The sequence below is a fragment of the Pseudorhizobium xiangyangii genome (assembly GCF_020531965.1).
Classification (GTDB): Bacteria; Pseudomonadota; Alphaproteobacteria; order Rhizobiales; family Rhizobiaceae; genus Neorhizobium; species Neorhizobium xiangyangii.
Map to the genome: position 1 here is coordinate 44754 of NZ_JAJAWH010000018.1, position 23883 is coordinate 68636.

Below are 23883 nucleotides of genomic sequence, written 5' to 3' on the forward strand. Positions count from 1 at the left end.
GGAAGGTGACGCGACATGGCTGAATTGAAGCCGCTGATTGCGAAGGTGGCAAACGGCGAGAGCCTGACCAGAAACGAAGCCCGCGACGCGTTCGAGATCCTGATGTCGGGCGCAGCGACGCCCTCACAGATCGGCGGCTTCCTCATGGCGCTGCGTGTGCGGGGTGAAACGGTTGACGAAATCGCCGGCGCGGTGAGCACCATGCGGGCGAAGATGTTGCCCGTCAGCGCGCCTGCCGACGCGGTCGACATCGTCGGTACCGGCGGCGACGGCACGGGCACTTACAACATCTCCACCCTCGCCTCGCTCATCGTTGCTGGCTGCGGTGTTCCGGTGGCCAAGCACGGCAATCGCGCGTTGAGTTCCAAGTCCGGCGCCGCGGATGCGCTGTCGGCCTTGGGAGTGAACCTCGAGATAGACGCAGAGCATATCGGCCGCTGCATCCGGGAAGCCGGGATCGGCTTCATGTTCGCCTCGATGCACCATTCCGCCATGCGGCATGTCGGTCCAAGCCGCGTCGAACTTGGAACGCGAACGATCTTCAACATCCTCGGACCGTTGTCCAACCCGGCAGGTGCAAAGCGCCAGCTGCTCGGCGTCTTCTCGCCGCGCTGGTTGATGCCGATCGCCGAGGTGTTGCGCGATCTCGGCTCGGAGCGGGTCTGGGTCGTCTATGGCGACGGCATGGATGAAGTCACCACGACCGGCACGACCAATGTCGTCGCGCTGGAGAATGGTGAAATACGCAGCTTCGAACTGACGCCGGCCGACTTCGGCGTGCCGCAAGCGGTCCTTGCAGATTTGAAGGGCGGGGATGGCGTCGCCAATGCTGCTGCCTTGCGCGCCGTTTTGAGTGGTGCCAAGAATGCCTACCGCGACATATCGCTGTGCAACGCCGCCGCAGCACTCGTCGTCGCCGGCAAGGCGAGCGATATCATGGAAGGCATGCACCTCGCCTCACGCGCCCTCGATAGTGGCGCGGCAGCAGCAGCGCTCGATCGTCTGGTCGCTGTTTCCAACGAAGAACACTGAGACTGCCCGATGACCGACATCCTGAAGAAGATCGAAGCCTACAAGCTCAAGGAAATCGAGGCCGCCAAGGCACGGATCCCGCTGGCGGACCTCAAGGCGATGGCCGCCGGTCAGACCGCGCCTCGCGGATTCTATCAGGCGCTCAAGGCAAAGCAGGACAAGGGTGAGTTCGGACTGATCGCCGAGATCAAGAAGGCAAGCCCGTCAAAGGGACTGATCCGGCCCGACTTCGATCCCCCTGCCCTGGCGGCGGCCTACGCGGACGGTGGCGCCACATGTCTCTCGGTACTGACGGACGCGCCCAGCTTCCAGGGCGCTTCGGAGTTCCTGACGGCCGCCCGCAATGCCTGCGCCCTGCCTGCGCTCCGCAAGGATTTCATGTTCGACACCTACCAGGTCCACGAGGCACGCGCCTGGGGAGCAGATTGCATCCTGCTGATCATGGCGTCGCTTACCGATGACGAGGCGCGCAGGCTGGAAGACGAAACGCTGGCGCTCGGCATGGATGTTCTCGTCGAGGTCCATGACGCGGAAGAGACCGAACGCGCGCTGAAGCTGACGTCACCACTCCTCGGCATCAACAATCGAAACCTGCGCACCTTCGAGGTTAGCCTCGACACGTCCGAGAAGCTCGCCGCGATGGTCCCCGACGACCGCGTGCTCATCGGCGAAAGCGGTATCTTCACCCATGCGGATTGCCTGCGCCTGCAGAAATCGGGCATCAGCACTTTCCTCGTCGGCGAAAGCCTGATGCGGCAAGAGGACGTTGCGGCGGCGACGCGCTCCCTGTTGCGGGGTGACGCAAAGTCGGTGGCGGCCGAGTGATGGCGGAACCACGCCTCACCCACATCGGCACCTCCGGCGAGGCAAACATGGTGGACGTGGGCGCCAAGGCAGAAACGCCGCGCTCCGCGACCGCCGAGGGCTATGTGCGGATGCTGCCGGAGACCCTGGCGCTCATCCGCGAGGGAAACGCCAAGAAGGGCGATGTCATCGGCACTGCCCGGCTTGCGGGCATCATGGCCGCAAAGAAGACCGCCGACCTCATCCCGCTCTGCCACCCGCTGATGCTGACCAAGGTTGCCCTGGAGATCACCGAAGACACGTCTCTTCCCGGTCTACGGGTCACGGCCACCGCCAAGCTCACCGGCAGGACCGGCGTCGAGATGGAAGCACTGACCGCCGTCTCGGTTGCTTGCCTGACGATCTACGACATGGCCAAGGCTGCCGACAAAGGCATGGAGATCGGTGGCATCCAACTCATCGAAAAGACAGGCGGCAAGTCTGGCACTTACCACCGAAAAGGTGACTGATCATGGCGCTTCTGCCCGTTGCCGATGCAAAGGCAAGGCTGCTCGACCGGGCGCGCCCGGTGCACGAGACCGAAGAACTGCCGTTGGCTGATGCGAACGGACGTGTACTTGCGACGCCGCTCCATGCACGGCTCACGCAACCGCCCTTCGACGCCTCCGCCATGGACGGTTACGCATTGCGGGCAGCCGATGCGCCGGAGATCGGATCGGAACTGACCGTAGCTGGCACGGCAGCGGCCGGCCATCCCTTTGCAGGAAGTGTCGGTGCGCGCGAGGTGGTGCGGATATTCACCGGCGCACCCGTTCCCGCAGAGGCCGACACTATCCTTATCCAGGAAGACGCGGAGGTGCTGGACGGCAATCGCATCCGGACCAAATTCGCTGTCGCCATTGGAAGACATATCCGGCCACGCGGCCAGGACTTTGTGAAAGATGAAGCCGTTCTCTCCGCAGGCACGCTGCTCGACTTTTCGAATTTGACCGTCGCAGCCGCCATGAACCATCCGTCGCTTTCGGTCTTTCGCCGTCCCAAGGTCGCCATACTCGCCACCGGCGACGAGCTTCTCCCACCGGGAAGTGAGCCGGCTGCAGGACAAATCATCGCCTCCAACACCTTTGGCGTGCGCGCAATCATCTGCGACAATGGAGGCGATGTCGTCGATCTCGGCATCGTGCCGGATCGTCCTGAGGAAATCACCCGCGCGATCGGCGCTGTGCGTGAAGCCGGCGTCGACGTTCTCGTGACGCTGGGCGGCGCTTCGGTGGGCGACCATGACATCGTCCAGGCAACGCTCAAGGATGCGGGAATGGAGCTGGACTTCTGGCGGATCGCCATGCGCCCCGGCAAGCCGCTGATGGTCGGTACTCTGGACAGGATGCAGGTGATCGGCCTGCCGGGAAATCCGGTGGCCAGCCTCGTCTGCAGCCTTTTATTCCTCGAACCTCTCCTGCGCAAGCTTGCGCACCTGCCCGAACGAAACCGCCAGGCTCAGGCACTGGCCGCGCATGGCCTTGCCGCCAATGACAAGCGCCAGGACTACATGCGTGCAACACTGCGGCGGGACGCTGACGGTAATCTGATCGTGGACGCCTATCAGAAGCAGGACTCTTCGATGATGAAGATCTTGGCTCGTTCGGACGCACTCATCGTCCGGCCGCCGCATGCGGCGGAGCTACCAGCGGGCTCGCTCTGCCCTATATTGCTCCTTCGCCCCTGAATCCTGACTGAGCCTCCGTAAAATTCGCAGCTTGAAGCACTTGTGTGCCGAGGAGAACGCGTGTCCGAACAGCAGACAACCCCCAGCATCCTCTGGTTCCGGAAAGACCTGCGCCTGGACGATAATCCGGCCCTGCATGCGGCCATCGACGCCGGTGGTCCGGTCATCCCGATCTACATCCGCGAGCCGGACGAGCTGAATATCGGGCCACTCGGCGCGGCACAGTCCTGGTGGCTGCATCATTCGCTGGAAAGCCTGAAATCTGCTCTGAAGTCTCTGGGCAGCGAACTGGTTCTGGCCTCCGGTAAGGCCGACGACGTGCTGGCCGATATTGCCCGCAAGGCCGGCGTGAAGACCGTATTCGTCAACCGCGCCTACGAGCGCACCGCCTATGATCGTGACATCGCCATCGCGCTGAAGGAGAGCGGAATAGCGATCCGCGCCCTGCACGGCCAATTGCTGCATGAGCCGAAGAGGATTCGTACAGGTTCCGGCACGCCCTTCAAGGTCTTCACGCCGTTCTGGAACGCGATGCAGAAGCTTGGCGAGCCACATGATCCGATCGACCCGCCGAAAGCCATCCCTGCGCCTGATCACCTTCCGCGATCCGAAAGCCTGGACAGCTGGCAGCTCCTGCCAACAAAACCGAACTGGGCGACCGACTTTCCGACGATGTGGGCACCCGGAGAGGATGGCGCACGAGAACGCTTGTCCGATTTCATCGATCGGGAGCTGCATGATTACAAGCGCGGGCGCGACCTGCCATCCGTCGATGCGACATCGCTTCTGTCTGCGCATCTTGCCCACGGCGAAATTTCCCCTGCCCGGCTCTGGCATTCGACAAGGGGGCTATCGGGCAAGTCATCCGAGAATGTCGCCCACTTCCGACGTGAACTGGCCTGGCGCGATTTCTGCTACAGCCTGCTGATCGAATTCCCCGCCCTCGACCGTGACAACTGGGATGACAAGTTCGATGGCTTCAAATGGCAATATGACGCAAAGGAATTCCACGCCTGGACGAGAGGCCTGACCGGTTATCCGATCGTCGATGCAGGCATGCGCCAGCTGTGGAAATACGGCTTCATGCACAACCGCGTGCGAATGATTGCGGCCTCCTTCCTCATCAAGGACCTGATGATCGACTGGCGAAAGGGCGAACAATGGTTCCGCGACACGCTGGTGGACGCGGACCCGGCCAACAACCCGGCCAACTGGCAATGGGTGGCGGGCTCCGGTGCGGATGCCTCGCCCTTTTTCCGTATCTTCAACCCGATCCTGCAGGGGGAGAAGTTCGATCCCGACGGCGACTACGTGCGCGAGCACGTGCCCGAACTGGAGAAGCTGGAAAAGAAATACGTCCACCGCCCGTTCGAGGCACCGGATCATGTTTTGGAAAAGGCAGGTATCCAGCTCGGCAAGACCTATCCAAAGCCGATCATCGACCATGGTTTCGCGCGCGACCGTGCACTGGCGGCCTATAAGGCTCTGAAAGGATAATGCCGCGAGCGATCGGTTCGTAGCGCCTGGCGCACTTTCATTCCCCCGAGCAGAAACTAAAGTCTCCTGCAAGCAGGATGAAGACGGAGGCGGATCAATGGGGCAAAGCAAGGTTGCAGTCGTCGGACTGGGCGGGATCGGCGGCGTTGCAGCCGCCTGCCTGAGCCTGTCTGCAGACAACGAGGTCACGGTTTGTGCCCGCAGGCCGATAGACGCTCTTACCTTCGATCACAAGGATGACAGCGTCAGCATTCCCTTGCGGACGCTCACCGACCCGCAACAGGCCGAACCGGTCGATTGGGTGCTACTCTGCACCAAGGCGCAGGATACGGCTTCGGCCGCGCCGTGGCTCTCCAGGCTCTGCGGTCCGGAGACGGCGATCGCGGTCCTGCAGAACGGCATAGGTCACACGGAACGCGTCGCGCCCTTTGTGCGCGGAGCAGCGGTCCTGCCGGCGATCGTCTACTATAACGGCGAGCGGCTTGCGCCCGACCATATACGGCTTCGCAAGATCGTCGGCCACGATCTGCTCGTGCCGAGCGGGCCGCTGGCCGACGCCTTCACGGCCCTGTTCGAGGGCACGCCGATCGAGGTCGGTAGAAGCGATTCTTTCCTCACCCTGCAATGGCGCAAGCTGCTGATCAACGTCATCGCCAATCCGGTGACCGCGCTGACACGGCAGAGGTTGGGTGTTTTTCATCGCGCCGATATTCAGGAACTCTCCCTCGGCATCCTGCGCGAGGCCGTCTCGGTGGGTCGCGCCGAGGGGGCCGAGTTAGCCGAAGACGAGGCGGATACCATACTGGCGACGTTTCTCGGCTATCCCGCAGAGGCCGGCACCTCGATGTATTTCGATTGCATTGCCGGGAGACCGCTCGAAATCGAGGCGCTGAACGGCGCGGTCGTTGCAGCCGGTCGCCGCCATGGCATTGCCACACCGCTGAACGGGGCCATGCTGGCGCTGCTCAACACCGTCAGCGACGCCAATGCTGCGGCATTCGAACAACCATAAAAAAAACCCGGTCGAAACCGGGTTTTTTGAACCTGTGTCAGACGAGGCGGCTCTGTTCAAGTGCCGCTTCGATGAAGCTCGCAAACAGCGGATGCGGATCGAGCGGACGGCTCTTGAGTTCCGGGTGATACTGGACGCCGATGAACCACGGATGGTCCGCGTATTCGATCGTCTCCGGCAGCAGGCCGTCCGGCGACATGCCGGAGAAGACCAGGCCGCAGTCTTCCAGGCGATCCTTGTAGTCGACATTCACCTCGTAGCGGTGGCGGTGACGCTCGGAAATATCCGTCGAGCCGTAGATGTCGGCGATCTTCGTGTCCTTCTTGAGCGATGCGTTATAGGCGCCAAGCCGCATGGTCCCACCGAGGTCACCAGCTGCCGCACGCTTCTCCAGCGCATTGCCCTTGACCCATTCGGTCATCAGGCCGACGACCGGCTCCTGGGAAGGGCCGAACTCAGTCGAGGAAGCCTTCTCGATGCCGGCAAGGTTGCGCGCGGCTTCGATCACCGCCATCTGCATGCCGAAGCAGATTCCGAAGTACGGAACCTTGCGCTCACGGGCGAAGCGGGCGGCATTGATCTTGCCCTGTGCGCCTCGCTCGCCGAAACCACCGGGCACGAGAATGCCGTGGACCTTCTCCAGGTAAGGCGACGGGTCTTCCTTCTCGAAGACCTCGGACTCGATCCATTCCAGCTTGACCTTGACGTGGTTTGCGATGCCGCCGTGGTGCAGCGCCTCGATCAACGACTTGTACGCGTCCTTGAGGCCCGTGTACTTGCCAACGATCGCGATCGTCACCTCGCCTTCCGGCGTGTGGATGCGGTTGCAGACATCTTCCCACAGCTGCAGGCGCGGCTTGGGGGCCGGCTCGATGCCGAACGCCGCCAGCACTTCCGAATCGAGGCCTTCCTTGTGGTAGGCCATCGGCACGTCGTAGATGTTGGCAACGTCGAGCGCCTGGATGACGGCTGACGGCCGAACATTGCAGAACAACGAAAGCTTACGGCGTTCCGCTTCCGGGATTTCCCGGTCAGCACGGACCAAGAGGATATCGGGAGCAATGCCGAGCGCCTGCAGTTCCTTGACGGAATGCTGCGTGGGCTTGGTCTTCAACTCGCCGGCTGCCGGAATGTACGGCATCAGCGTCAGATGGAGATAGACGGCGTTGCCGCGGGGAAGCTCGTTACCGAGCTGGCGGATCGCCTCGACGAAGGGCATCGCCTCGATGTCGCCCACCGTGCCGCCGATTTCGCAGATCACGAAATCGAAGTCTTCGTTGCCTTCGACGACGAAGTCCTTGATCTCGTTGGTGACGTGCGGAATGACCTGAACAGTGGCACCGAGGTAGTCGCCGCGGCGTTCCTTGTCGATGATGTTCTTGTAGATCCGGCCGGTGGTAATGTTGTCGGTCTTGCTGGCCGAGCGGCCTGTGAACCGCTCGTAATGGCCAAGGTCAAGGTCCGTCTCCGCACCGTCGTCGGTCACAAAGACCTCGCCGTGCTGCGTCGGGCTCATAGTGCCAGGATCGACGTTCAGATAAGGGTCAAGTTTGCGAATGCGAACCCGATAACCACGGGCCTGCAGCAACGCTCCGAGTGCCGCGGCCGCAATTCCTTTTCCGAGAGAAGAAACCACGCCGCCTGTTATAAATACATATCGCGCCATGGGAGTCACCGGATACCTTTTCATGAGCGATTCCGCTAGCCCTAATATTCACAAAATGAACACGGCCCACGGAATCTGGACAAAAGAAAACCGGCAGGCTTTTGGCCTGCCGGAGAATGCTGCGAGGACCGCGCTTATTGGCCGGTCGGAACGCCAGTCGAATTGGCTGGCGCTGCAGGTGCCGGCGCTGCTGCACCGCCCTGCACGGGAGCCTGGCCGCCAGCGGGCGCTTCGCCGCCGGTGGGCACGCCACCTTCAGCCGGAGCGTCGGAAGACGGAGCCGGGCCGAGCGAGTCGAGAATGCCGCTGCCTGTGCCCTGGGTCGCTGGAATGCGATCGAGGATATCGGTCGGGCGGGATTCGTAGCGTCCCAGGATGCCGAGCGTCATCGACGTGACGAAGAACAGCGTCGCCAGGATGGCTGTCGTACGGGTCAACGCGTTGGCCGTACCGCGTGCCGACATAAAGCCGGACCCGCCGCCGACGCCAAGTCCGCCGCCTTCAGAACGCTGGATCAGCACGACGCCGACAAGCGCGAGCACGATCATGAGGTGGATGACGATCAAAACGGTCTGCATGATAAAATCCCTGCCCTCAGCAAAGGGCAATATTGGAAAGATTGCGGCTCTTTACATGAGGCTGCCGCGCATTCCAAGCCCTAGCGGCAAGGTTTACGCTATCAGTTCTTCATAGGCACCGTAGATGGCGAGGAAATCGGCAGCTTTCAAGCTTGCGCCGCCGATCAGCGCTCCATCGACATTCGCGACCGCCATGAGTTCCCTGGCATTGGAGGGCTTGACCGATCCACCATAGAGGATGCGCATCTTCTTGCCTTCAGCCCCAAACCGGGCGACCAGCTCCTCGCGCATGAATGCGTGGGCTTCCTCGACGTCGTTCACCGTCGGCGTCAAGCCGCTGCCGATTGCCCAGACCGGTTCATAGGCGATCACCGTGTTTTCGGCGGTCGCGCCATCCGGGACAGAACCGGCAAGCTGCCGTTTGAGGACGTCGAGCGTCTGGCCGGACTTCCTTTCCTCGGCGGTTTCACCGATGCAAATGATCGCCGTCAGTTCTGCTTCATAGGCGGCCTCCGCTTTGGCACGGATCAGCGAATCGGTTTCGTCATGGTCTGTCCGGCGTTCCGAATGACCGACGATGACATAGGTCCCGAAGCAGTCTGCGATCATCGCGGCGGAGATGTCGCCCGTATGGGCACCTGAGGCATTCTGGTGGCAGTCCTGCGCGCCGATCATCAGCGGACTATCCGTGCAGAGCGCCGTTGCGACGTAGAGAAGCGTCGCTGGCGGGCAAAGCAAGGTCTCCACCTTGTCCGAGAGCTTGCCTTTGACGCCGTCGCCAATCGCCTTGATCTGGTCGAGCGACTCGCGCGTCCCGTTCATCTTCCAGTTTCCCGCCACAAGCGGCCGTACATCGGGTGTCATCAGTTCAGCTCCTTCCCTGCGGGCTCAGGTCCCGCGCATTTCAAGTCTGTGACGGTTTTAGTTCGATCGGACAGAAAATCCACGAGAAACCGTGAAATCGTCCCAGGTGCGTTCGCGATGAAGAGTGCGTTCGCGATGAAGTCAGCCGGCGGACAGCAGAAAATTCAGGACCCCGCGCCAGTCGGCCATCCGGATCGGCGTTCCGTGGCCGCCGGTGTTGAAGATCGACATGCGGACGGGATAGCCGGATGCATGCAGCGCCTTATAGACGGAAACCTGCGCCTCGGCAGGATAAACGCTGTCTGCGCTGCCATGGGTCAGATAGAGCGGCACCCTTCTTTTGGCCGCGGCCGTTCCGTCGAACCCGGTATCCGGCGGACCTCCGAGCAGGGCCATGCCGCCCAGATGCCGGACCGCCTCGCTGTCGCGGCTTATACCCGAGCAGATAATCCCGCCCATCGAGGCGCAGGCCAGGAGCACGGGTTTGCCTCCCGACTGTTCGGATGCAAAGCGGATCAGCGCGGCGGTGTCGGCCGTCCCATTGGCGTCGAAAGAGGCTACACTCGGGGAATAGTAGGTGCCGCCGTTCATGACCGCGATGTTCTTCAGCCGGTTGAAGTTGCCGCCGAAACTATGGTCGTTGACACCAAGGCGGCGATCCCCTCCCCGGCCATGAATGAAGATCACCGTGAAGGCTGCGTTGCGCTCCGGTCCGACGCGAGAGACGTCGATCCGGCGGTCGCCGAGCTTGAGCGTCTCGTTCACCTGATGGCGCTTCACTCCCATCGACACGTAACGGGACTTGACGCGCCGCTCCGGCACCTGGTCACGCCCGTTGATATCGCGCATTTCCTGATAATCGATGATTTCGAAGTCACCGCCGTCGGAACTCTCAAGCACGGAAAACCCGGAAAAAAGATCGTCTTTATAGGGCTTCAGTGGCCCTTCTCCGGCAAGCACCTGGGAGCTGGCGCCCGCCACAGTAAGCGCAAAAACTGTGGCTAAAGCAAAATCAACTGTGGACATGGACCACCCAACGCGATTCTTCCGGTCCGTCCACCTTGCCTTCGCGGACTGTGCGACGCATTGCTCACTGAGCATTGTTCCCCTGCAGCATCGCGAAAACGCCGCCTTTCTGGCAGAATTGCCGGTGATTCGAAACATCATGAGATGGGTATGGCCTCCTCTTCCGCCCCTCGACAGGTAGTACCGACAGACCCGATGGATGACAATAACGACCTTTTTGCAGACCTGCCTCTTGCCAAGCCCGTAGAGGCGGCGCCCCAACCGGCAGCGCGCGTCGCGAAAGCCGCAGAGCAGCAGCCTGCCCCTCCGGCTTCCGCCAGCGGCGATGAGTACGGCGCCTCCTCGATCCGCGTGCTCGAAGGACTCGAGCCGGTGCGCATGCGCCCGGGCATGTATATCGGCGGCACCGATGAAAAAGCCCTTCACCACCTGTTTGCGGAAGTCATCGACAACTCGATGGACGAAGCGGTTGCCGGCCACGCCAACTTCATCGAGGTCCATCTCGACACCGAAGGCTTCCTGACCGTCACTGACAACGGCCGCGGCATTCCGGTGGAAAACCACCCGCAGGTGCCAGGCAAGTCGACGCTTGAAGTCATCATGACCAAACTGCATGCCGGCGGTAAATTCGACGGCAAGGCATACGAAACCTCCGGCGGTCTGCATGGTGTGGGCGTGTCCGTCGTCAACGCGCTTTCCGACTTGCTCGAAGTCGAGGTTGCCCGCAACCGGAAGCTTTACCGACAGCGCTTCTCCCGCGGCGTTCCGCAGGGCGGACTGGAGGAACTGGGCGACGTTCACAATCGTCGCGGAACCCGGGTCCGCTTCCATCCCGATCCGCAGATCTTCGGCGAGCACGCGCGCTTCGATGCCGGTCGCCTGTTCCGCATGGCTCGTTCCAAGGCCTACCTATTCGGCGGCGTCGAAATCCGCTGGAGCTGCGACCCGGGCATCGTGGCACCGGGTGGCGACATCCCGGAAAAAGCGGTCTTTCACTTCCCCGGCGGACTGAAGGACTACCTGTCCGCGACACTCGGCAAGGACTTTACCGTCACGCGCGAGATCTTCTCTGGACGGACCGAGAAGACAGGCGGCCACGGCGCTATGGAATGGGCTGTGACCTGGTATGGCGGCGATCCGCAACTGCATTCCTATTGCAACACCATTCCGACGCCTGACGGCGGCACGCATGAAGCCGGTCTGCGCATCGCGCTGACCAAGGGCCTCAAGAACTACGCCGACCTGACGCAGAACAAGCGCGCCAAGGACATCACCACCGACGACGTGATGATTTCGGCGGTCGGGATGCTGTCCGTCTTCATACGCGAACCGGAATTCGTCGGCCAGACGAAGGACAAGCTGGCAACCGTCGAAGCACAGCGCCTCGTCGAGAATACGCTCCGTGATCCTTTCGACCACTACCTCACCGGCAACCCGGCGGAAGCCGCAAAGCTGCTCGAATGGGTCATAGAGCGTGCTGAAGAGCGCCTGCGTCGTCGCAAGGAAAAAGAAGTCAACCGCAAGACGGCGGTTCGCAAGCTTCGCCTTCCTGGCAAGCTCGCTGATTGCTCGCAGAACACCGCGGAAGGCGCCGAACTCTTCATCGTCGAGGGCGATTCGGCAGGTGGATCGGCCAAACAGGCACGCAGCCGCTCAAACCAGGCCATCCTGCCGCTTCGAGGCAAGATCCTCAACGTCGGCAGTGCCAGCCGCGAAAAGCTCTCTGCCAACCAGCAGATTGCCGATCTGGTGCAAGCTCTCGGCTGCGGCACGCGGACAAAATACCGTGAGGAGGACCTTCGCTACGAGCGCGTCATCATCATGACAGATGCCGACGTCGATGGCGCTCACATTGCATCGCTGCTGATCACCTTCTTCTATCAGGAGATGCCGGAGCTTATCCGCGGCAGCCACCTCTATCTCGCGGTGCCGCCGCTGTATGTCATCCGTCAGGGTGCGAAAACTGTCTATGCACGGGACGATGCCCATCGAGCCGAACTGATGGAAACCGTCTTCAAGGGCAAGAAGGTCGAGATCGGCCGGTTCAAAGGCCTCGGTGAAATGATGCCAGCGCAGTTGAAGGAAACCACCATGGATCCGGCCAAGCGTACGTTGCTGAAGGTATCAATCGACGAAGTCGATTTCGAGGGCACGCGCGAGGCGGTCGACAACCTGATGGGCACGAAGCCCGAAGCCCGCTTCCGCTTCATCCAGGAACGTGCGGTCTTCGCCGACAACCTGGACATCTGAGCCGCGGACAAGGTTGGCGGGCGGATATATCGCCCACCCGCTATCGCTCTGAAAGCATCTTTGCCAACGTCCCAATCAGGGCGGAGACCTCATAGGGCTTTCGTAGTACCGGCACATCGAGGTTGGCGGGGATGATTGAGCGGTCAGTGTAGCCCGTCGCAAACACAAGCGGGATGCCGCGTCGTATCAGTTCCTGCGCGACCGGGAGTGACGTGCCGGTTCCAAGGTTGACGTCGAGGATGGCAATGTCGGGCGTAAACTTCTCGAGCTTGCGCAATGCTTCGGCCACCGACGGGCTTGTCGTCACCTTGTGAAGCCCGTGTGCGGCCAGCATCGCCTCGACATCCGCGGCAATCAGCATCTGATCCTCGACCAGCAGCAGTTCGACATCCGTGAAGTCGAGCTGCTCGGCACCGAGCGTCGGCAGCTCCACGTCCTCGATCGCTCTACCTGCCTCAGATCCCTCATCAGCTTGTATGCTCGCCGACGGGATGCGGAAATAGCCTTCCAGCCCCGTTGGCGGATACCCGATGCTACTTTCACCACCCAGTTCATAGGCGACGCTGCGGCCGATAAGGATGCTGCCGAAGCCAGATCTGGACGGCTGGGCCACAGGTGGTCCCCCTCGTTCGGTCCATCGTATCTCGCAGTCGCCGTTTTCAATGCGGCGCCATTGTACCGCAAGTGTGCCGCCATCCGACGAAAGCGCACCGTACTTGGCCGCGTTGGTTGTCATTTCATGAAGGATCAGCGCCATGACCGAGAAGGACCGTGCGTCCAGCCAAACGGATGGCCCGTCCAGCTGGATATTGCTGTTTTCCCCATTCCGGTACGGCCGCAACTCGGCCACGAGAAGGTCGCGCAGCATACCTCCGTCGCCACTCCGGACGATCTGGTCATGGGCCAGCGCAAGGGCCTGGATGCGCCCCTTGAGAGCGTCCACATAGCTGCCGATATCCTGCGCTGCATCGATCGGCTGACCGACAAGCGACTTGATGACCGACAGGATGTTCTTGACCCGGTGGTTCAGTTCCTCGTTCAACATCCGCTGGCGGACGTCGGCCTTGCCTCTTTCATCGGCGATAAGCTCGTTGTGGTGCAGCACGATCTCCACAAGAACGGCGCGGATGGCATCGGCCACCTCCACATCGGATGGGCTCCAAGGCTGCGCCTGATCGCGGACCGTCTCCTTCCAGATGGCAAAGCTCTTGCGCGGCGTCAGACGATCGCCCAAAGGTCCTGTTTCGTAAGACTTCTCCGGATTTCCCGCCCAGTTGAGGGTCTGCACCATCTCCTTGCGGAAGAAAAACAGATAGTCGCGCGAACGCTGGGAGAGCGGTATCGCAATGACGCCTGCGATCTGGACCGACGAGAGATCCAAGGCAGGAAGATCGGCAGCAAGCTGACGAGTGGACCACACTTTGCCGGCCGTTTTGTCCGCGACGATCTCAGCCAGTCTTGCTGCATCCATCTGCGAGGGACCGGCTCCGACAACCGTCCAAACGCCGCCAAGCCATAGACCTGCGCCGTCCGTAGGAAGCATCCGCCAGAAATCTTCGAGCGACGACCGAAGCAATTGTCGGATGTCCTGATGATAGGCCGCCTGCTGCAGGAAGCGGTCGAGCGAGCGGCGCACCGCACGGCTCTTCTCCACGATCTCCTTCTGGCGCAAGGCGCTCAGGTGCAGGGAGAAGAATTCACCAAAGGTTTCGGCGGCAATCCGTTGCGGCATCGAAAGCGCCTTGGGGGAGTAGTGGTGACAGGCGATCAAGCCCCACAGCTCTCCTTCTACGATAATGGAGATCGACATTGACGCACCGACCCCCATGTTGCGCAGGTACTCACAGTGAACTGGAGACACGCTTCTCAGGTGCGCAAATGAAAGGTCGATAGGGCTATGCGCTTCCTCGAGTTCCGGAAGGATTGGAACCCGGACATCATTCGCATCGGATATGACGCGGATCGTATTCTTCACATAGAGAATACGCGCCTGCCTGGGGATGTCGCTTGCAGGAAAATACTGGCCCTTGAAGCTTTCCAGGTCGCGCCGCTTGTGCTCGCTGATCACCTTGCCTGCCCCATCCTGCTCGAACTGGTAGATCATCACACGATCGTAGCCGAGGAGCGCGTGGATCAGGCGGGCAGAGCGCTCCAGAAGCTCATCGACATTACCGATGTTCCTGATGCGGCTGATAAGCATGCGCGCCACTTCCAAAGGCTGGTCGTTGGCCGCAACCACGGGCTCGAACTCAAAGATGGCGTGGGATTCGAACGTGTGAATGGAGACGTCGAAACGCCCGCCGGACGGAAGCTGAAGACCATGACGCAGAGCCGGTCGTGCAGGATCGCCCGCTGTTGCGATCGCATTGCGCAGGGTGTGGGCCAATTCGCGGCCAAAGACCTCGTCCAGTCGTACCCCGACCATCTCGCCCGAAACGGACAACATGTCCGCAGCATTGGCCGAGTGCCGTTCGATTGTGGCGCCTGCCTTGTCGCACGCAATCAGACATCCGTGGGGCTGGATGCTGCCGGGGACATGGATCGGCTCGCGGTCGCAATTGGTCAGATTGACGGTGACCGTATCAGCCATCCAGAAATTCCTTATACGCCCGACCAACCGTGAGGTGGTCAGCACCACATTCTGCTAATTCGGGGTGGCAGCCGACGGCGGCCTCAAACTTGGCATGGGCCTGCAATGTTCGATCCCGGAGAAGGAACTGACGTGGCGAAACATTCATCAGATTAGTTCAGTAAGTTGGATATTCGTCATATTTAGCCCTTAAGCCTGTTGGAGCAAGTGATCAGCAAACGATTTTAACGGGTTGAAGTAAAACTTGCACCATAATAGCCACGGCTCCATATGTGGGGCCGTGCAAAGGGAGTTGGAACGACGGTGAGTAGATCTCCTAAAATTCAGGATGGTCCGCGGTGGCTGGGGCCGGTAGCCCATAGCCGTACGGCGCTCATTCCGCCGATTTCAGCCGCGCGCTGGCTGCTGGTTCTGATCGTGATCGCCGGCATCTACTTCTTTCATGGCTTCGTCGTTCCGGTCCTTGCCGCGCTCGTTATCGGGTTCGCGAGTTGGCCATTATATCGCAGGATGTTGAATCACATCGGCGGCAATACGACGGTGGGAGCGACGCTCGCCATCATCTTCATCCTGATTTTCCTGATCGTCCCAATCGGCATCGCAGTCTCATACACAATCGGCGAAGTCCGCGAATGGGTCGCCTGGGTGTTGGACGTAAACCGTGACGGCGCGCCCGTTCCCGTCTGGATTGCCAACCTTCCAGGTCTGGGAGAATGGCTCACCGAGCAATGGGATCGAAGGATTGGAGCGCCGGGCGCCATCGGCGAACTTGTCCAGATTGTCAGTGGCGCCAATATCGGCAACATCTACAGGGCCGTCATCGCCGCCGGCGACGGCGCCTTCCATCTGCTCCTGACATTGCTCTTCATGATGATTGCCCTGTTCTTCGTCTATCGTGACGGGGCGTCCTTCAGCCGCCAGATCGATCTTCTGGGAGAACGTATCCTGCCGGTTCGCTGGGAGCGGATGTCTCGCGTGGTACCCGCAACGATCAGTTCGACGGTCACGGGGATGACCCTGATCGCGATTGGCGAAGGTATCGTCCTCGGCATCGCATACTGGATCGCCGGCGTTCCGTCCCCTGTAACCTTGGGCGTACTGACCGGCGTCATGGCGCTTATTCCCGGCGGCGCGCCCCTCTCCTTCACCCTGGTTTCGATCTATCTGGCCGCAAGCGGGTCCTACTTCGCCGGCATAGGCCTTCTGATCTGGGGATCAGTGGAACTGTTCATCGTCGACAAGACGGTCCGGCCACGGCTCGTCGGCGGCCCCATCAAGCTCCCATTCCTTCCGACATTCTTCGGCCTCGTCGGCGGCGTGAAGACGATGGGATTCCTCGGCTTGTTCCTTGGCCCTGTCCTTATGGCGCTGATGGTCTCCATCTGGAGAGAGTGGATTCGCGAGGTCAAGCTGGCCGATCCGCTTGATATTGAATCGGCCGCCCTTGCGACCAATCAGGAAGACTATGACGCGGAGGTCGCTCCGGTCAGAACAGTTTCTTCTCCATGAAAAGGCTCAGCGGATCTGGCTTGTAGGATCCGAACGGCGCAATATCCTCAAAACCATACGCCCGGTAGAGACCGATGGCTTCTGGCTGGTGGATGCCGGTTTCCAGTCTGATTGCGGTCGTGGAGCGCGACCGCGCCTGATTTACGATCTCGTCCAGAAGACGCTTTCCGATCCGCAATCCGCGCGCGGCGGGGTCAACGAACATGCGTTTGATTTCGGCGGTGCCATCGCCCGCATCGACCAGAGCGCAACATCCCACGATAGCTGCCTCGTTTCGCGCAACGAGGAACAGGACCGATGGCTTCTCCAGGGTTGAAATGTCGACGAGATGATTGCTCTCCGCCGGATAGAGCGAGGCAGCATAGGCGTCGGAGAGTTCAAGGAGACGGATGACTTCCGGCTGGCGTGGTGGCTCCACGGCAATGGTGACAGTCATTCGCATCTCTCTCTTGGTTCTTCCGGACATCATCAATTGCCATCACGCTTATTGTAAATGCCGACGACGTGAAAGCACTCCGTGACCGCTGATCTGCCACGGCAAATGCGGCTGATGCAGCCATGCAACGCTCAAAAACATTCGTGGAACCGCGCGGGAACCTCTTGGAGGCTTCGGGGTTTTTGTGCCCGAAGGAGTTACGCATGCGCATTATTTTCGTTGTTATGCTCGCATCGGTGTTGAGCATTCTCGCATTCAAGTACGTAGATCGCTCGATTGGAGAAACCGAGATCATGGCATCCCCCATGGAAATGTCGGCCGAGAATTGATTTGCGTTGACGAGGGCGTGACCGCAGCACGAGGAACGAAAATATTCGGAACGGGTTGTGGAGAGCAGGAGAAGCCATGACCCGAAGATCAATCATTCAGGCGTTCGTCCTTGGGATGTCGGTCTATGTGTTGGCCGTATTCCTCTGGCCGTCGAACAGTGGTCCATCCAACAAGACCACCCGCTTGGCGGGACAGACCCACGAATCGGCATTCCTCCCGGAGCGTTTCGGCGTGCCCGCCCCAGCGGAGCAGATTACTCCTGGATAGGAAAAAGATGCCCCGCATTGCAGGGCATTTTCGTCAGTGCACGGCGCTTCCGCCTTCTTCTTCCTCAAACGAGACCGCGACATCGCCGTTGGCGCTGAGCCGCACCGTGTCGCCTTCGATATCAGCCACCAGTTCCAGCGGAATGAAGTGATGGTGGCCTTGGTGGCCTCCTTCACCGCTATCGGCTTTCGTGAGCTTGATACGGCTGCCTTCGACACGATCGACGGTGCCAACGGGAGCGCCATCGGCACCGATGACCTTGGCGTGTTCCTTGATTCGTCCTGCATCTATCATGGCGTTCTCCTTTTCGCAGTGCTCTAACGTGCGAGAGGATGATTGGATGCAGGGCGTCGGGAAATCACTCGTGAATTTCGTAAGAACCCATCTCGCAGAGGTTCTGGGAATCTTCAGTGGTGTCGAGATCGGAATCTTCCGAGAACTCGAAGCGCATATCGTACTCGCAAACGGTGCGGCCGTCGGCGATGGTGATTTCGATGCTCTCGCCGGGCTCGAGTACGTCATCGCCGAAGACATCATCTTCCCAGTCGTTCACGCCGACCGGCGACGTATGGAAGCGCTCAAGTGTGGAGTTTGTCGTATTCTTGAGGGTGAAGACGAGGTCTTCCGCGGAAGAGGTACCTGCAGATGCAAAAAGAGCCGCCAGCACGCTGACGGCAGCAATGATTTTCCGGTTCACTGAGATTCTCCATGTCCACAATTGGACGCAGAATCCTTAGCACAACCGTAGAGGGCATCAATCTCTTTGGCTGGTTATGGTTTCCGGCTGAGTAGCCGCGACCTTACCGAAGTTTAAGTTGGATTTGAGGGGCTTACATGTCATGCCGGAGGTGATCATGGCTCTTGATCTGGAGACGAAACAGGCTTCAGCATGAGGACCATCGAAGGTGAGATGCAAAGGAATGGGAATTGAAGGCTGAGAAAGACATCGGTGGCAGCAAGTCAAGCACAGTTCCCGACCTTGGCGCAATCCTGACCAATGGAGGAAAGCGGCCGCCACGTCGCAAGGCGGTGTGGGCGCTGGCGTCGGTCGCCGTCATCGTCGTGGGCGTCGGCGGCTATGTCTTCCTGCAGGGCAATGGCCCGTCTTACAGCTACACGACCTTGCCGGCCCAGCGTGGTAGCCTTGAGGTTATCGTCACGGCAACAGGCTCGGTTCAGCCCACCGACCAGGTGGACATCTCCAGCGAGTTGTCCGGAACCATCCGTGCTGTCAACGTCACCTACAATTCCTTCGTCAGTGCTGGCGACGTGCTCGCTGAACTGGACACGAGCAAGCTGCAGGCCGACCTCGAGAATTCCAGAGCGCAACTGGCCTCTGCCGGCGCCAACCTGCTGAAGGCCGAAACCGACGTCGCATCCACCAAGACGACCTTCGATCGCCTGACGGGATTGGCCAGCCGTAACATCACCAGTCAGCAGGAGCTGGATGTAGCACGCTACGCCCATGAAGCAGCCATCGCCACCAAAGCGGTGAGTGAAGCATCCGTCCTGTCTGCGCAAGCCAGCCTGCGGCTAGCCGAGGTCAATCTCGGCAAATCAAAGATCGTATCTCCAATAGGCGGAGTGATCCTCACCCGCGGAGCAGAGCCCGGCCAGACGGTCGCGTCCTCCCTGAATGCCCCGGTTCTTTTCACCATCGCCGGAGATCTCCGGCGTATGGAGCTTCAGGTGGCCGTGGACGAGGCCGATGTCGGGCAGGTGCAGGAAGGACAGGAGGCAAGCTTCTCCGTCGATGCCTACCCTGACCGCAGCTTTCCCGCCAGGATCCAGACCGTGCGCTTCGCCTCCGAGACGGTCAATAACGTGGTCACCTACAAGGCAATCCTCAGCGTCGACAACGACGATCTCCTGTTGCGGCCGGGAATGACCGCCACGGCCGATGTCGTGGTGGAATCGGTCGAGGATGCCCTTCTCGTGCCGAATGCGGCATTGCGCTACTCGCCTCCGGCCGAATCCCGTCGTGGCGGTGGCAGCATCCTGACGCAGCTGTTCCGCCCTCCCCGCATGGGTCGTGACCGGCAGGCTGCAGGTCAGGGCTCCGCCGCGGAACGCAGCGTTTGGGTTCTGCGCGATGGCGCCCCCCAGCGCGCAAGCGTACAGACGGGTCCTTCCGACGGACAATCCACGGTTGTCCGCTCCGGCAAATTGCAGGAAGGCGACCTGTTGATCACCGATGCTGTCGCCCGCAATGGCTGACCGTGAGATGACCCAGGCGCCGCTGATCGAGTTCCGCCAGGTTTCAAAGTTCTATGGACGCGGAGAGGCGACGATCCGTGCGCTCGATCATGTCGACCTGCAGATCGCCGCAGGAGAGTTCGTTTCCATCATGGGGCCTTCCGGTTCCGGCAAGTCGACAACGATGAACATCATCGGCGGCCTGGATGTGCCCTCTTCCGGCGACTACCTGTTCCAAGGCATTTCCACAAGCGACTTCAGTCGGACACAGCTCACGATGCTGCGCCGGCACATGCTGGGCTTCGTTTTCCAGGGGTTCAACCTGCTGGCCCGCACCTCGGCCGTCGAGAATGTCGAACTGCCGCTGGTCTACCGCGGAGTGCCGGCTGCCGCGCGACGGACGCTCGCCCTGCAGGCCCTTGAGCAAGTTGGACTGAAAGGCCGAGAAGGTCACACCACCCAGGAATTGTCCGGTGGTCAGCAGCAGCGCGTCGCAATCGCCCGCGCCATCGTCACCAGTCCGGCTGTCCTGCTTGCCGACGAACCCACGGGCAACCTCGACACCAAGACCAGCCGCGAGATCATGGAGTTGATTTCCCGTCTCAACAGCGAGCACGGCATCACTGTCATCATGGTCACGCACGAAGAGGGCATCGCGGCATATGGCAAGCGCCTGCTCCGCTTCATCGACGGGCGTCTGGCCAGCGATCATGCCCATGTGAAGGAGCCGGATCATGTTTCTTGAGACGTCCAAGCTCGCCTGGCGCGCCATTCGCCGCAACCTTCTGCGCTCCTTCCTGACTATCCTCGGCGTCGTGATCGGCGTTGCTGCCGTGATCGCCATGGTCACGATCGGCAACGGTACCACCGCACAGGTCCAGTCCGAGCTTTCCCGCCTCGGCACCAACACCCTCTTCGTTCGCCCCGGGCAATGGGGACCGGGCCGGGCCAGCGCAGAAGCCAAGCGGTTCGAAGATCGCGACGTTGAGGCCATGCGCAATCAGGTTTCCGGTCTGCGTGCAGTCGCTCCGCTCAACCGCGGCACAGCGACCGTCATTGCCGGCGGCGCAAACCGCTCGACGAGCGTCATCGGCACCACCAACGACTACATGATCGCTCAGGACTGGGATCTTTCGTCCGGGCGCAACTTCGTGCCGGCGGAAGAACGCGGACAGGCCGCCTGCATCATCGGCCAGACGGTGAGCCGCGAGCTTTTCGGCGCAATCGATCCTGTCGGACAGACAATCCGCGTCAGCAACATCTCGTGCCCGGTCATCGGCCTGCTCCAGGCCAAGGGCCAATCCGGAATGGGCGACGATCAGGACGATACGATCATCATGCCACTCAAGCTGCATCAGCGGCGGATCGGCGGGACGAACACCATATCCAGCATCATCCTGTCGGCACAGGACGGCGTGCCCACCGCCAAGGTACAGTCGGACGTCGAAAGCCTTCTGCGCGAGCGCCGCCGGATTGCTATCGGCCGCGACGACGATTTCTCGGTCAGTGACATGTCGCAGATGGCCGCTGCAATGACGGGTACGACAACGCTTCTCACCGGCCTTCTGGGAGCGGTAGCGGCCGTGAGCCTGCTCGTCGGCGGCATCGGCATCATGAACATCATGCTGGTCTCGGTCACTGAACGGACGCGGGAGATCGGCATACGGCTGGCTATCGGGGCGCTGGAAAAACAGGTCCTGACGCAGTTCCTCGTGGAAGCGGTGATGCTGTCGGTGTTCGGCGGCGTGACCGGCATCATGGTGGGCCTCGCTCTCGCCTACGGCGCCGTCGGATTTCTCGGCGTGCCGTTTGTCACAAGTCCTTCGATTATCATCGTCGCTTTCGCATTCTCAGCGATAATCGGTGTCGTGTTCGGCTATTTTCCGGCGCGCCGGGCCGCACAGCTGAACCCGATCGACGCACTGCGCCATGAATAGAAAACGAAAAAGGGCCACGATGGCCCTTTCCTTACCTGCCGGATGTCGTCCCACTTGCCTGCTTAGCCGGCGTGCGCCTGGGCCTCGCGCTCCTTGGCAAGTGCGGCAAGATCCGCAGGTTTCAATTCAACGGATTCACCGCAACCGCATGCGGACGTTTGGTTCGGGTTCACGAAGGTGAAGCCGGAGCGCATCTTGCCCGTCTCGAAGTCCATCTGCGTGCCGAGAAGATAGAGAACGGCAGACGGCTCGATCCAGACCTTGGCACCGGCATGCTCGATCAGGTCGTCCTTCAGGTTCGGCTCGGTGACGAGATCGACGGTATATTCCATGCCCGCGCAGCCGCCCTTCTTGATGCCGACGCGCACGCCCTTGGCATCAGGTCCGGAATTGCCGACGATCGCCTTCACGCGGTTCGCTGCCGACTCGGTCATGGTCATAACTGCAAAGCCCATGGGCTCTTCTCCTTGCGCACACGGATTGAAGGTCCGGTGGTGTTGGATAGAATGTAAGGTCCGTGTGTAAACGGATCAATACCAGCCGACGGCGACCTGCGCCTCTTCGGACATCCGCTCCGGCGTCCACGGTGGGTCGAACGTCATCGATACATCGACGCCCGAGACGCCTTCGACGGCACCGACGGCGTTCTCGACCCAGCCCGGCATCTCGCCGGCAACCGGGCAACCGGGAGCGGTCAGCGTCATGACGATCTTGACCATGCGGTCGTCCTCGATGTCGATCTTGTAGATAAGACCGAGCTCGAAAATATCCGACGGGATTTCCGGGTCGTAGACCGTTTTCAGCGCAGCAATGATGTCGTCGCTCAGGCGCGCGATCTCTTCATGAGGTATCGCCGACTGGACGATGCCTTCGCGGGCATCCCATTTTAGTTCGCTGTCTTCCACGGCCATGGTCATTTCCTTAGGCAAAGAATGTACGCGCATAGTCGAGCGCATCGGCAAGAGCATCCACCTCGGCGCGCGTATTGTACATGCCGAACGATGCTCGGCATGTGGAGGTGACGCCGAACCGCTTCAAGAGGGGCATAGCGCAATGCGTGCCGGCGCGCACCGCAATACCGCGACGGTCTATCAGCATGGACACGTCATGGGCGTGGATGCCGGCAAGCTCGAAGGCGAAGATGCTGCCCTTGTCCGGGGCCTCGCCGATGATACGCAACGAGTTGACCGAACGAAGACGCTCGGCGGCGTAGGCCGCAAGGTCTGCCTCATGCCGGGCAATCGCCGAACGACCGATCTTCTCCATGTAATCGAGAGCGTGACCCAGGCCGATGGCCTGCACGATCGGCGGCGTGCCGGCTTCGAAGCGATGCGGCGGGTCGTTATAGGTAACGTTGTCCTCAGAGACATCGACGATCATCTCGCCGCCGCCTTGGAACGGACGCATCTCCTTCAGACGATCCATCTTGCCGTAGAGCACGCCGATCCCCGAGGGGCCATAAAGCTTGTGGCCGGTCATCACGTACCAGTCGCAGTCGATATCCTGCACGTCCACGGGCATGTGCACGGCGCCCTGGCTGCCATCGACGAGAACCGGGACACCGCGCTCGCGGGCAATGCGGCACACTTCCTTGACCGGAACGATCGTGCCGAGCGCATTCGACATATGCGTGATGGCAATGAGCTTGGTCTTTTCCGTCAGGGACTTCTCGAAGTCCTCGATGTGGAAGGCGCCTTCATCGTCCACGGGCACCCAGACCAGCTTGGCACCCTGATGCTCACGGATGAAATGCCATGGCACGATATTGGAGTGGTGCTCCATGATCGTGACAACGATCTCGTCGTCTTCGCCGATGTTCGGCATGCCCCAGCCGTAGGCGACCGTGTTGATCGCTTCGGTCGACGATTTGGTGAAGACGATCTCGTCGAGTGATCCGGCATTCAGGAAGCCGCGCACTTTCTCGCGCGCCCCTTCATAAGCGTCCGTGGCCGCATTCGAGAGAAAATGCAGACCCCGATGCACGTTCGCATACTCGTTGGCATAGGCATGCGCGACAGCGTCAATAACGACCTGGGGCTTCTGCGCGGAAGCCCCACTGTCCAGATACACCAGCGGCTTGCCATAGACCTCCCGCGACAGGATCGGAAAATCCCGGCGGATTGCCTCTACGTCATATGCGGTCGCTGGTGTGATCTGGTCCAT

General features: G+C 60.9%; 24 protein-coding genes. 13 read left to right on the plus strand and 11 right to left on the minus strand.

Translation table 11 applies throughout. The features are described from left to right. Positions 1–15 precede the first annotated feature (15 nt). The 6 genes from trpD (at position 16) to LH464_RS16705 (ending at position 6071) form a co-directional block, all read left to right on the plus strand. The gene (trpD, locus tag LH464_RS16680; protein ID WP_226787526.1) at positions 16–1032 is read left to right on the plus strand and encodes an anthranilate phosphoribosyltransferase; all 1017 of its coding nucleotides are present in this window, start codon (positions 16–18) and stop codon (positions 1030–1032) included. Between the two features lie 9 nt (positions 1033–1041). Beyond that, positions 1042–1857 carry an indole-3-glycerol phosphate synthase TrpC gene (gene trpC, locus LH464_RS16685; RefSeq protein ID WP_226787527.1) on the plus strand — a complete coding sequence of 272 codons (816 nt, stop codon included), beginning with the start codon at positions 1042–1044 and terminating at the stop codon, positions 1855–1857. Next, positions 1857–2345, plus strand: coding sequence for a cyclic pyranopterin monophosphate synthase MoaC (gene moaC, locus LH464_RS16690; RefSeq protein ID WP_226787528.1), 489 nt, complete (start codon positions 1857–1859; stop codon positions 2343–2345). The genes trpC and moaC overlap by 1 nt, the downstream gene beginning before the upstream one ends. 2 nt (positions 2346–2347) lie before the next feature. After that, complete coding sequence (locus LH464_RS16695; RefSeq protein WP_226787529.1) at positions 2348–3562, plus strand: molybdopterin molybdotransferase MoeA; 1215 nt, start codon at positions 2348–2350, stop codon at positions 3560–3562. 60 nt (positions 3563–3622) lie between these two features. After that, positions 3623–5059, plus strand: coding sequence for a cryptochrome/photolyase family protein (locus LH464_RS16700; RefSeq protein WP_226787530.1), 1437 nt, complete (start codon positions 3623–3625; stop codon positions 5057–5059). Positions 5060–5156: 97 nt separating this feature from the next. After that, complete coding sequence (locus tag LH464_RS16705; protein WP_226787531.1) at positions 5157–6071, plus strand: 2-dehydropantoate 2-reductase; 915 nt, start codon at positions 5157–5159, stop codon at positions 6069–6071. 37 nt (positions 6072–6108) lie between these two features. Here the strand turns inward: LH464_RS16705 and LH464_RS16710 are convergent, their stop codons facing one another. The 4 genes from LH464_RS16710 to LH464_RS16725 all read right to left on the minus strand — a co-directional run bounded on the left by LH464_RS16710 (position 6109) and on the right by LH464_RS16725 (position 10205). After that, on the minus strand, positions 6109–7746 hold the full coding sequence (locus tag LH464_RS16710) for a CTP synthase (protein ID WP_315859674.1): 1638 nt from the start codon (positions 7744–7746) through the stop codon (positions 6109–6111). 125 nt (positions 7747–7871) lie between these two features. Continuing rightward, positions 7872–8315, minus strand: coding sequence for a preprotein translocase subunit SecG (gene secG / locus LH464_RS16715; protein ID WP_226787533.1), 444 nt, complete (start codon positions 8313–8315; stop codon positions 7872–7874). Between the two features lie 93 nt (positions 8316–8408). Further along, positions 8409–9179 carry a triose-phosphate isomerase gene (gene tpiA / locus LH464_RS16720; protein ID WP_226787534.1) on the minus strand — a complete coding sequence of 257 codons (771 nt, stop codon included), beginning with the start codon at positions 9177–9179 and terminating at the stop codon, positions 8409–8411. A 141-nt stretch (positions 9180–9320) separates the two neighbouring features. After that, the gene (locus tag LH464_RS16725) at positions 9321–10205 is read right to left on the minus strand and encodes an alpha/beta hydrolase (RefSeq protein ID WP_226787535.1); all 885 of its coding nucleotides are present in this window, start codon (positions 10203–10205) and stop codon (positions 9321–9323) included. A gap of 195 nt (positions 10206–10400) precedes the next feature. Here LH464_RS16725 and parE point away from each other — a divergent pair, with 195 nt between their 5' ends. Then, positions 10401–12455 (plus strand): DNA topoisomerase IV subunit B, encoded by a 2055-nt coding sequence (gene parE, locus LH464_RS16730; RefSeq protein WP_226787536.1) that lies wholly within the window; start codon positions 10401–10403, stop codon positions 12453–12455. 40 nt (positions 12456–12495) lie between these two features. On the opposite strand, the gene LH464_RS16735 is transcribed toward parE, so the two are convergent. Further along, positions 12496–15045, minus strand: coding sequence for an HWE histidine kinase domain-containing protein (locus tag LH464_RS16735; RefSeq protein WP_226787537.1), 2550 nt, complete (start codon positions 15043–15045; stop codon positions 12496–12498). 270 nt (positions 15046–15315) lie between these two features. Here LH464_RS16735 and LH464_RS16740 point away from each other — a divergent pair, with 270 nt between their 5' ends. Further along, positions 15316–16554, plus strand: coding sequence for an AI-2E family transporter (locus tag LH464_RS16740; protein WP_390624999.1), 1239 nt, complete (start codon positions 15316–15318; stop codon positions 16552–16554). On the opposite strand, the gene LH464_RS16745 is transcribed toward LH464_RS16740, so the two are convergent. Next, on the minus strand, positions 16532–16990 hold the full coding sequence (locus tag LH464_RS16745; protein ID WP_226787539.1) for a GNAT family N-acetyltransferase: 459 nt from the start codon (positions 16988–16990) through the stop codon (positions 16532–16534). The two genes, LH464_RS16740 and LH464_RS16745, sit on opposite strands and share 23 nt — an antisense overlap. 203 nt (positions 16991–17193) lie before the next feature. On the opposite strand from LH464_RS16745, the gene LH464_RS24580 reads away from it, so the two are divergent. Together LH464_RS24580 and LH464_RS16750 are read left to right on the plus strand one after the other, a co-directional pair. Further along, complete coding sequence (locus LH464_RS24580) at positions 17194–17319, plus strand: hypothetical protein (RefSeq protein WP_255648437.1); 126 nt, start codon at positions 17194–17196, stop codon at positions 17317–17319. A 76-nt stretch (positions 17320–17395) separates the two neighbouring features. Beyond that, complete coding sequence (locus LH464_RS16750) at positions 17396–17587, plus strand: hypothetical protein (protein WP_226787540.1); 192 nt, start codon at positions 17396–17398, stop codon at positions 17585–17587. 33 nt (positions 17588–17620) lie between these two features. On the opposite strand, the gene LH464_RS16755 is transcribed toward LH464_RS16750, so the two are convergent. Together LH464_RS16755 and LH464_RS16760 are read right to left on the minus strand one after the other, a co-directional pair. Next, entirely contained in the window at positions 17621–17881 is a 261-nt protein-coding gene (locus LH464_RS16755; RefSeq protein WP_226787541.1) for a DUF2171 domain-containing protein, read from the minus strand. A 64-nt stretch (positions 17882–17945) separates the two neighbouring features. After that, a complete protein-coding gene (locus LH464_RS16760; RefSeq protein WP_390625001.1) occupies positions 17946–18272 on the minus strand; it encodes a hypothetical protein in 327 nt (108 codons plus the stop codon). Positions 18273–18514: 242 nt separating this feature from the next. Between LH464_RS16760 and LH464_RS16765 the strand changes: the two genes are divergently transcribed. From LH464_RS16765 to LH464_RS16775, 3 genes are read left to right on the plus strand one after another with little or no spacing between them, the layout of a single operon-like run. Further along, a complete protein-coding gene (locus tag LH464_RS16765; RefSeq protein WP_226787543.1) occupies positions 18515–19804 on the plus strand; it encodes an efflux RND transporter periplasmic adaptor subunit in 1290 nt (429 codons plus the stop codon). A 7-nt stretch (positions 19805–19811) separates the two neighbouring features. After that, complete coding sequence (locus LH464_RS16770) at positions 19812–20528, plus strand: ABC transporter ATP-binding protein (protein ID WP_226787579.1); 717 nt, start codon at positions 19812–19814, stop codon at positions 20526–20528. Then, positions 20518–21720 (plus strand): ABC transporter permease, encoded by a 1203-nt coding sequence (locus tag LH464_RS16775; RefSeq protein ID WP_226787544.1) that lies wholly within the window; start codon positions 20518–20520, stop codon positions 21718–21720. The genes LH464_RS16770 and LH464_RS16775 overlap by 11 nt, the downstream gene beginning before the upstream one ends. Positions 21721–21782: 62 nt before the next feature. On the opposite strand, the gene sufA is transcribed toward LH464_RS16775, so the two are convergent. The 3 genes from sufA to LH464_RS16790 all read right to left on the minus strand — a co-directional run bounded on the left by sufA (position 21783) and on the right by LH464_RS16790 (position 23883). Next, entirely contained in the window at positions 21783–22175 is a 393-nt protein-coding gene (gene sufA, locus LH464_RS16780; protein WP_226787545.1) for a Fe-S cluster assembly scaffold SufA, read from the minus strand. A 75-nt stretch (positions 22176–22250) separates the two neighbouring features. Beyond that, a complete protein-coding gene (locus tag LH464_RS16785) occupies positions 22251–22631 on the minus strand; it encodes an SUF system Fe-S cluster assembly protein (RefSeq protein WP_226787546.1) in 381 nt (126 codons plus the stop codon). 10 nt (positions 22632–22641) lie between these two features. Next, positions 22642–23883: a cysteine desulfurase gene (locus tag LH464_RS16790; RefSeq protein ID WP_226787547.1), complete on the minus strand. Its 1242-nt coding sequence runs from the start codon at positions 23881–23883 to the stop codon at positions 22642–22644.

Coding starts and splice junctions, on each gene's coding strand:
- trpD (WP_226787526.1), top strand. CDS start 16: ATGGCTGAATTGAAGCCGCTGATTGCGAAGGTGGCAAACGGCGAGAGC.
- parE (WP_226787536.1), top strand. CDS start 10,401: ATGGATGACAATAACGACCTTTTTGCAGACCTGCCTCTTGCCAAGCCC.
- tpiA (WP_226787534.1), bottom strand. CDS start 9,179: ATGACACCCGATGTACGGCCGCTTGTGGCGGGAAACTGGAAGATGAAC.
- LH464_RS16745 (WP_226787539.1), bottom strand. CDS start 16,990: ATGACTGTCACCATTGCCGTGGAGCCACCACGCCAGCCGGAAGTCATC.
- LH464_RS16695 (WP_226787529.1), top strand. CDS start 2,348: ATGGCGCTTCTGCCCGTTGCCGATGCAAAGGCAAGGCTGCTCGACCGG.
- LH464_RS16740 (WP_390624999.1), top strand. CDS start 15,316: ATGTGGGGCCGTGCAAAGGGAGTTGGAACGACGGTGAGTAGATCTCCT.
- moaC (WP_226787528.1), top strand. CDS start 1,857: ATGGCGGAACCACGCCTCACCCACATCGGCACCTCCGGCGAGGCAAAC.
- LH464_RS16725 (WP_226787535.1), bottom strand. CDS start 10,205: ATGTCCACAGTTGATTTTGCTTTAGCCACAGTTTTTGCGCTTACTGTG.
- LH464_RS16705 (WP_226787531.1), top strand. CDS start 5,157: ATGGGGCAAAGCAAGGTTGCAGTCGTCGGACTGGGCGGGATCGGCGGC.
- secG (WP_226787533.1), bottom strand. CDS start 8,315: ATGCAGACCGTTTTGATCGTCATCCACCTCATGATCGTGCTCGCGCTT.
- LH464_RS16775 (WP_226787544.1), top strand. CDS start 20,518: ATGTTTCTTGAGACGTCCAAGCTCGCCTGGCGCGCCATTCGCCGCAAC.
- LH464_RS16790 (WP_226787547.1), bottom strand. CDS start 23,883: ATGGACCAGATCACACCAGCGACCGCATATGACGTAGAGGCAATCCGC.
- sufA (WP_226787545.1), bottom strand. CDS start 22,175: ATGGGCTTTGCAGTTATGACCATGACCGAGTCGGCAGCGAACCGCGTG.
- LH464_RS16770 (WP_226787579.1), top strand. CDS start 19,812: ATGACCCAGGCGCCGCTGATCGAGTTCCGCCAGGTTTCAAAGTTCTAT.
- LH464_RS16785 (WP_226787546.1), bottom strand. CDS start 22,631: ATGGCCGTGGAAGACAGCGAACTAAAATGGGATGCCCGCGAAGGCATC.
- trpC (WP_226787527.1), top strand. CDS start 1,042: ATGACCGACATCCTGAAGAAGATCGAAGCCTACAAGCTCAAGGAAATC.
- LH464_RS16735 (WP_226787537.1), bottom strand. CDS start 15,045: ATGGCTGATACGGTCACCGTCAATCTGACCAATTGCGACCGCGAGCCG.
- LH464_RS16755 (WP_226787541.1), bottom strand. CDS start 17,881: ATGATAGATGCAGGACGAATCAAGGAACACGCCAAGGTCATCGGTGCC.
- LH464_RS24580 (WP_255648437.1), top strand. CDS start 17,194: ATGCGCATTATTTTCGTTGTTATGCTCGCATCGGTGTTGAGCATTCTC.
- LH464_RS16750 (WP_226787540.1), top strand. CDS start 17,396: ATGACCCGAAGATCAATCATTCAGGCGTTCGTCCTTGGGATGTCGGTC.